5 protein-coding genes are annotated in these 7,989 nt (G+C 51.0%); all 5 read right to left on the bottom strand.

The annotated features are described in order from the left end of the window. A partial coding sequence (locus tag AB5H98_RS11950) for a ribonucleoside-diphosphate reductase subunit alpha (RefSeq protein WP_367926122.1) occupies positions 1-1,803 on the bottom strand: 1,803 nt, incomplete at its 3' end. A gap of 120 nt (positions 1,804-1,923) precedes the next feature. Continuing rightward, positions 1,924-4,059 (bottom strand): polyribonucleotide nucleotidyltransferase, encoded by a 2,136-nt coding sequence (locus AB5H98_RS11945; protein WP_367926121.1) that lies wholly within the window; start codon positions 4,057-4,059, stop codon positions 1,924-1,926. 186 nt (positions 4,060-4,245) lie between these two features. Continuing rightward, the gene (gene rpsO, locus AB5H98_RS11940) at positions 4,246-4,503 is read right to left on the bottom strand and encodes a 30S ribosomal protein S15 (RefSeq protein WP_367926120.1); all 258 of its coding nucleotides are present in this window, start codon (positions 4,501-4,503) and stop codon (positions 4,246-4,248) included. Between the two features lie 179 nt (positions 4,504-4,682). Next, complete coding sequence (locus AB5H98_RS11935) at positions 4,683-5,912, bottom strand: glycosyltransferase family 2 protein (RefSeq protein ID WP_367926119.1); 1,230 nt, start codon at positions 5,910-5,912, stop codon at positions 4,683-4,685. An 18-nt stretch (positions 5,913-5,930) separates the two neighbouring features. Continuing rightward, positions 5,931-7,989: LTA synthase family protein (locus tag AB5H98_RS11930; protein ID WP_367926118.1), on the bottom strand; the 2,059-nt coding region annotated here is incomplete at its 5' end.

Below are 7,989 nucleotides of genomic sequence, written 5' to 3'. Positions count from 1 at the left end.
CACGTTATCCAACGCCCGAACCGCGGCAAAAACCACTTTCCGCAGGGTCTCGTCGTCTTCGACCGGCAGATTGCCCAGACACAAACTGGCCAAGTTGCACACCACAAACTCGCCCGGACGGGTTCGGGTGACCACCACGGTGTCCCCGTGCTCAGTCTCAACCGTCTGGCTGACCTGTTCGATCGGAGCCATGTTTTGCGCAATCTCTGTGCAAAGGTTGGAGCAGTAAATGATCCCTTTGTGGCCATTGGGATTCATACGGTTGACCAGATCCCGGTTGAAGGTAAACGGCGTACCTGTCTCTACGGCACTCTTCAGCACCAAGCGTACGATCTGCTTCACTGTGACCATGCGTTTGGAGATTCGGGGATCCTTTACGCAATCCCAATAGCGGCGCTCCCACTCTTCGCCCCAGTAATCCTCCAGTGCATAACCTTTTACCGTCAAAATTTCATGAGGGCACATCAATGCCCACTGGGCATCCAGATCCTCTTTGGCAAGCTTCCAGAACAAATCCGGATAACACACTGCCGGAAATACATCGTGGGCTTTCATCCGGTCGTCACCGTTGTTGGTGCGCAACTGCAAAAATTCGGGCAGATCCTTATGCCAAGCGTCCAGATAAACAGCCACTGCGCCTTGCCGCATACCCAACTGATCGACGGCCACGGCGGTGTCATTTACTAAGCGAATCCAGCGAATGACTCCTCCGGCCGCACCTTCGAACCCGCGAATGCTGCCGCCGGTGGCACGCACCTTGCCAAAGTACATGCCCATACCGCCCCCAAATTTGCTGACTTGAGCAAAATTATCAATGGAACGATAGATTCCAATCAAACTATCCGGCACCACATCAATAAAGCAACTGGACAACTGATGGTATGGTTTACGCGCATTGGAAAGCGTAGGCGTGGCCATGCTCACTTGCTGCAAACTCAGCATATCGTAAAAAGTTTTCACCCAGTTCATTCGGTCCTTTTTTTCCGGCAGCGCCAAATGCAACGCAATGCCCAGATACATCTCCTGGGGTGTTTCCAAACGCACGTGACTGCGAGAGCGAATGACGTACCGATTGAGCAGCAAATCCAATCCCGCGTAGGTAAATAGTTGATCTCGTCCATCGTCTAAAAAGCAAGCAGCCTGTTCAATCTCCGAACGACTGTAGCCGCTGAGAATGTATTCGCCGTACAGACCTTTTTCCGTCAAATAGCGCAATTTCTCATAAAACGAAAAAATCTTGCGACGTTCCATCTGAGCCTGCAATTCCTGCCCAAAAGAAAAGCGAAGCAAGCGGGCAGCCACATAGTCCCAGGCCGGCGACTCCGGGCCTGTCATCTCTACTGCCGCTCTGGTAAGAGCCTGCAGCAACTGAGACTGTTCCATTCCCGGCTTGCCAAATCCCGCAAATTTGGCCTGAAGAGTTCCCAAATCGCACACGTCACCATAGTCTCTTTGAATAGCCGCCAGCACAGGCTCCAGCGCTGCGCAACCGGTTGCCGCCACAATCTGCGCCCGCAATGTCCGCAGTTGCGTTCGCCTGTCACGATACAAAATATAACTTTTGGCCTCATTGTAGTGTCCTTCTTCCATAAGGACCCTCTCTACAATGTCTTGAATCTGTTCCACACTCCACCCTTCGGGCCGTGGAACAAGGCGTTCCTCCACCCGGGCCAGCAGCCGATGCAATCGGTCATCATCTACAGGTGCTCCTGTGTCAGCGAACGCCTTACTCATCGCCTGGACAATCTTTTGGGGGGCATACGCCTGTCGCGTACCGTCGCGCTTGATAATGGTGCATTCCATGGCAGTTTCTCCATTTCATTTATTATACTTATTTAGTATAATATGCAAAATCTTCCTCGTCAATCCGCTTGCGAAAAAAAACAGGCCGCGCAATCATGCGCGGCCTGTAAAAGGCGAAACTTATTTACCCTGCTTTGCAGCCAAATCAGCCAAAGCATCTTTGCGGGACAGATTAATGCGGCCCTGCTGGTCAATTTCGGTCACTTTTACCAGCAGCTCATCGCCCACGGCAACCACATCCTCCACTTTCTCCACACGCTTGGTATCCAGCTTGGAGATGTGGACCAGACCCTCTTTGCCCGGTGCAATTTCTACAAAAGCACCGAAGGTCATCAAACGAGTTACACGGCCTTTGTAGATGGCGCCGATCTCAGGATCTTCCACAATGGTCTTGATGGTGTGCAAAGCACGCTCGCCATCCTCCTGATTGATAGCGCTGATAAACACGCTGCCGTCCTCTTCCACGTCGATCTTGCAGTTGCAGTTGGCGCAGATCTCCTGAATCACTTTGCCGCCCTTACCGATGACGTCTTTGATCTTATCCACGTCAATCTTCAGGCTGAGCATCTTGGGCGCATATTTGGACAGTTCTTTGCGCGGTTCAGGGATTACAGGCAACATGATATCGTTGAGGATATACAGCCGGCCCTTGCGGCACTTCTCAAACGCTTCCTCAATGATGTCATAGGTCAAGCCATCCACCTTGATATCCATCTGAATGGCGGTGATACCGTTCTTGGTGCCACCCACCTTAAAGTCCATATCGCCGTGGAAGTCTTCAACGCCCTGGATGTCCAGCATGGTCATCCAGCGGTCGCCTTCTGTGATCAGGCCGCAGGAAATGCCGGCTACGGGCTCTTTGATGGGAACGCCCGCATCCATCAGTGCCAGCGTAGAACCGCAGATGGAAGCCTGGCTGGTGGAGCCGTTGGAAGACAGCACTTCAGACACCAGACGCAGCGCATAGGGGAACTCCTCCGTAGAGGGAATCACAGGCAGCAACGCGCGCTCAGCCAGAGCACCGTGGCCGATTTCACGACGGCCTGGGCTGCGAGGTGCGCGAGCCTCGCCCACAGAATAGGGCGGGAAGTTATAATGATGAATATAACGCTTGGTCTCCTCAGTGGACAAATCGTCCATAATCTGAGCATCGCGCAAGCTAGACAGCGTGCAAGTAGTCAGAACCTGAGTCTGTCCGCGGGTGAACATGCCGGAGCCATGCACACGGGGCAGAAGGCCCACTTCGGCTGCCAGAGGACGAATCTCATTGATACCGCGTCCGTCTACGCGCTTGCCTTCATCCAGAAGCCAGCGGCGCACCACGAACTTCTGCATCTTGTACATGATTTCCTCAACAGTCGCCTCGCCCCACTCTTCGCCGTATTTCTCGGAAATACGGTCGCGGATGGGCAGAAGACGCATGTCGCGCACGTTTTTGTCGTCCGTGTCCATGGCGGCCTTAAAGTCGTCCAGGAACTCGGCCTTGACAGCCTCAAACAAATCGTGATCCAGCTCCATAGACTGGAACTCTTTCTTGGGCTTGCCGATCTCGGCCACAATGGAGTTGATGAACTCAATCATCTTTTTGATCTCCACATGCGCCGCTTTGATGGCATTCAACATGGTGTGCTCGTCCACTTCATTGGCACCAGCCTCGATCATGACGATCTTCTCCATGCTTGCGGCCACAGTCAGTTGCAACTCGCTTTTTTCGCGCTGTGCTTCAGTGGGGTTGATGACCAACTCATTGTCCACCAGGCCCATGTATACGCCCGCGATAGGCCCTTTCCAGGGGATATCCGAAATGGAAATCGCGATGGAAGTACCGATCATGCCAGCGATCTCAGGACTGCAATCCTGATCCACGCTCATGACCGTCATGACCACGGAAACGTCGTTGCGCATATCTTTGGGGAACAGCGGACGAATGGGACGGTCCACTACACGAGAGGTCAGGATGGCCTTCTCGCCAGGACGGCCCTCACGGCGCATGAAGCTACCGGGGATACGGCCCACTGCATACAATTTCTCTTCAAAATCCACCGAGAGGGGGAAGAAGTCCACGCCTTCGCGGGGTTTTTCGGACATAGTTACATTGCACAGCACGCGGGTATCACCATAGCTGATCATGCAGCTTCCGTTGGACAGCCCGCACATTTTTCCGGTTTCCACAATGAAGGGACGGCCGGCCAGTTCGGTTTCAAACTTACGGTAATTGGGGAATGTCTCTTTTTTGGAGGAGAATTCCAATGCCATAACGTTGCCTCCTTACAAAAACAAATCATTTATTTTCAAGGGAGGCTTTAGCAACAAATCCAATGTACGTCTGTCACGCGCACTCGATTTATTGCTAACAACCTTCCCGTTGAATACAAAATAGATTGCAACAAAATACACCGAAAGGCAGAGGGCTGCGCCCGTCTGCCTTCGGTTAAACTGTTCTTATTTGCGCAGGCCGAGTTTTGCGATCAGGGCACGATAACGCTCAATGTCCTTCTTCTGCAGATAGGCCAGCAAATTGCGGCGGCGGCCAACCATTTTCAACAGGCCGCGACGGCTGTGATGGTCATTCTTATTGGTTTTCAGATGCTCGGTCAGGTGATTGATGCGCGCAGTCAGCAACGCAACCTGAACTTCAGGAGAACCAGTGTCGGTCTCATGCATGCGAGCGGATTCAATGATGGTCTGTTTGTTTTCCATTGCAATAACTCCTCTTTTCTTAAAATAGGCCCTGGACGCAGTGTCGGTAACCAATTGAGGATTCGCCGGCCACCGGGTCCGGGTATGCCGCAGTACGGCAGCTTATATAGTATACCACACGAGTCCTTGAAAAATCAAGCTGAAACTCTTAAAAATATTGGATTTTCACGGCGCACTCTTCAGCGCAATTTGCAGTCTTGCTCATCCGCATAAAACCAAATTTGGCCCCGAATTTCCAGGCTCCGCAATTTGCGCTGAAAAAGTGGGAGTTTGGGATGAAGATAAAAAATGGGATCCGTTGTAGCCAACAAAGTACTTCCATCTTCATCCAAACGCGCACCGGCATCCGGCTCCACAGAACAAATTTTGTCGTTGACCCGAATTTCCAAATCGCGGGTTCGGACCATCCAACCCTCACAGGGATCAAAACGCAACGCTTGCGTGTCATCTGGAAGCGAAGTCAAATCCGCCTTTATCTCAAAATGGGTCGCATCCGCAAACGAATAGTATACTCGCAGACACTGTTCCTCATTGAATTGTCCATTGCGGCCATGGTAAAACAATTTTCCTTCCATCGGAAGATGTGCATATACTTGAGAAAAATGCGCAAATTCCTGCCAATACGCATGCGGAAAATGGGTGCGTACATAACGCATTCTCATCCAGATATTATTTTCTTCATAAGAGGTTTTCTCCTCTTTTTTTCGGCCGCTCCAAACGCCACCCCCATGAACACGGTAAACACTCAGCGGTTCTTTGAGGCAAGCAATGCCGCCATATTGAGCCATCAAAAGATTTACAAACCAATCATCCACATACGGCAAATCTAAAAAGTCCTCCGGAATTTTCTGCAGCACGCTGCGCCGGTATACATTGGATGAAAAGTTTCCGGAATAATTGTCGTACGCCTGCATTTCGGCCGTGAGGGCCTGTGCGTTTTGCACGTTTGCCGGATATTCCCGCATACGAAAACAAGGTGTCTCGAACTCCGTATTTTCCAGCAAAAACAAAAGCTGATTGTTGCTCATGGAATATTCGGGATGCTCTTGCAAAATTTGAATGTGTTTTTGAAGATAAAACGGGCTGAGCCAGTAATCATCTCCCTCAAGGATGCAACAATAGTCCGCATCACATGCGCGCATAGCACGGAGAATCTGTTTGGTGTTTTCGGGCATGCCCATATTAGAAGAGTTATAATCCAGATGGAAGGTCATAGACGGATGATCTGGATTGGAAGCCAGAATTTGCTCGATGCGTTCCTGTGTATGATCGGGAGACGCATCGTCAAAAACATGCACCTCAGCCGTAAATGTTCCCCTTTGCGCCAACAGGTGCAAAAGACAATCTTCAATGTAGTTCTCCTGGCCATAGCAGGAAATTGCAATGTAAATGTGCGGACAAGATTTCATAAAAATCTCCCTTCAAGACTACGATGCTGATTCATCCAAGAAAAATACATCCGAAAGCTCTTGCGCGCGCTCCAAAGCGCCGTATTGCCACAGTTCATAATCACGGCTCATGGACTCATACGGCGTTCCTGCCAATGTCTCATAATAAACGCCTTGCGCGTCCACAAAACCGTAACGGGAATAAACAGGCATTTGCTGCATCTGCGAGAACAGGTACTGCTGGAAAGAATTCATGGGGGCTCCGGCCGTATGAAGCACCGCTGCACTGAGATAGTTGGCACTGAAGCACGCGGGAAGAACAGAGTAATCCACATCGTAATTGGCCCAGATAACTACCGGCGTAGTCTGCACCAACAGGCGGGCTTGTCCCGCAAGTTGATCCCGATCCGTTCCCAATACCTCGTCAAAAAATTCTTTTTCCACATTGGGGAAATGATCGCCAAACATAACGATCATCGTAGGTTCGTCCACCTGTTCCCAATATTCCAAAAACTGACGGAACGCGTCGTCCGAGTACCACGCCAGACCCAAATACTGCTCGGCCAGCGGATAATTCTTACCCTCATCCAATTTTACCGGACTATCAAATCCAGGCGCAAGATAACCGCCGTGATTTTGCATGGTAACCGAAAAACTGAAATAGGGTTGCGCTGAGCGCGTTTCAAAATTCTGCTCAATCTGCGCATAGTGAGAAGCATCCGAGGCGCGCATATACTCCGATGTTTCATCGGAACGGACCGTGGTCAAAGTACTTGTATCCACTTGGGAAATATCCGTAAAATTTTCAAGACCCATAAACGGATAGGCGTCGTTACGGTTCCAATTCGCCGCCTTCTCCAAATGAAGCGCCCACGAGGAATATCCGCACTGTTCCAACCAGGAAGGCATTGCGGCCACTTCCTTTTCTTCGATGAGCTGACTGTACGGATTAACAAGGCCAGGCATAGAGGCCGACGAACAGCCTGTCAGCGCTTCGAACTCGGTATTCACTGTTCCGCCGCCAAATACCGGGACCACCAACTCGCCTTTGTAAACATCATCCCGCCCTTCCAAACTGTGGAGAAACGGCAGTGCATCTTCTTCGGCCGGCACATCTCCCAAACGGGAAAAATCCGCCAAAGACTCCACCATCACCACAACAATGTTGGGCGTTTGCTCTCCCGGATCCGCCGGATACTGAGATGCGAGTTGACGCACAGCATCATCTGAATATCCATCCGGTTTTTCAAACAAAGGATTGTTCAGATTGATCAGTATTGTCTCCCAATAACCATTGGTTTTGCTAGCCCGCTCCAGAAGGAATGTATGATCATCCATACCAAGGCGTGTATAAACGGGCGGGAACATCGCCGCTCCATAAACCACTACGCACAACATGCCTATCACCGCCCGAAAAACGCGGTATTCCCTTTTTTCGATGGCGGGGGGTTCTCGCCATGCAAGAACAAGCGTCAATATTGCCGCTGCCAGCAATATACAAATTTCCCAGCCCAAGGTGAACTGATAACTGGACATGACACGCATTGCCGTTCCCGCCGCAAATACATCCTGTGCCGTGAGCACGGTTCCCCGAAACATGCGCGTATAATAATTGACTGCCGCAAGTCCCAAAAAGAATAGATCCATTGCCAAAACAGCAATTTGGCAACGTCGGCTAATCACATATAAAAGCAGTCCCGCCGAACCGATCAAAAGCACATTCAGCAACAGCGAAACTTTTGGCAAAGCCGTAAGGCCGGTGGCGTTACAACTCTCCAAAACGTATTCCGCCAGACAGGCCGTGAGCCCAATCACCGCTATGTGATAGGCCAAACGAGTCCATTTTCCATTCAGGCGAACCGGCACCAGCAAGGCCGCCGCAGCCAGAACGAGAAGCGCGCCGTAAAACACAAAATTCGTCATACGAACTTGATTCAAGTTATAAAAACGAATTTCCGGAACACCCGGCTGTACTTCGCCATTTTGCACCCAACGAGTGATCTCCTTGGCGCCGCCCACGCTTCCAAAAATCAGGCGATATCCCTGTGAGCCATCACAGGACAGCACCATTTCGCAACAAGTGCCTTTTTGGAGCCCT

The sequence above is a fragment of the uncultured Ruthenibacterium sp. genome (assembly GCF_963558415.1).
Taxonomy (GTDB): Bacteria; Bacillota; Clostridia; order Oscillospirales; family Ruminococcaceae; genus Ruthenibacterium.
The sequence above is the reverse complement of the archived record's forward strand: the minus strand, read 5'-3'. Positions and strand labels throughout refer to the sequence as shown.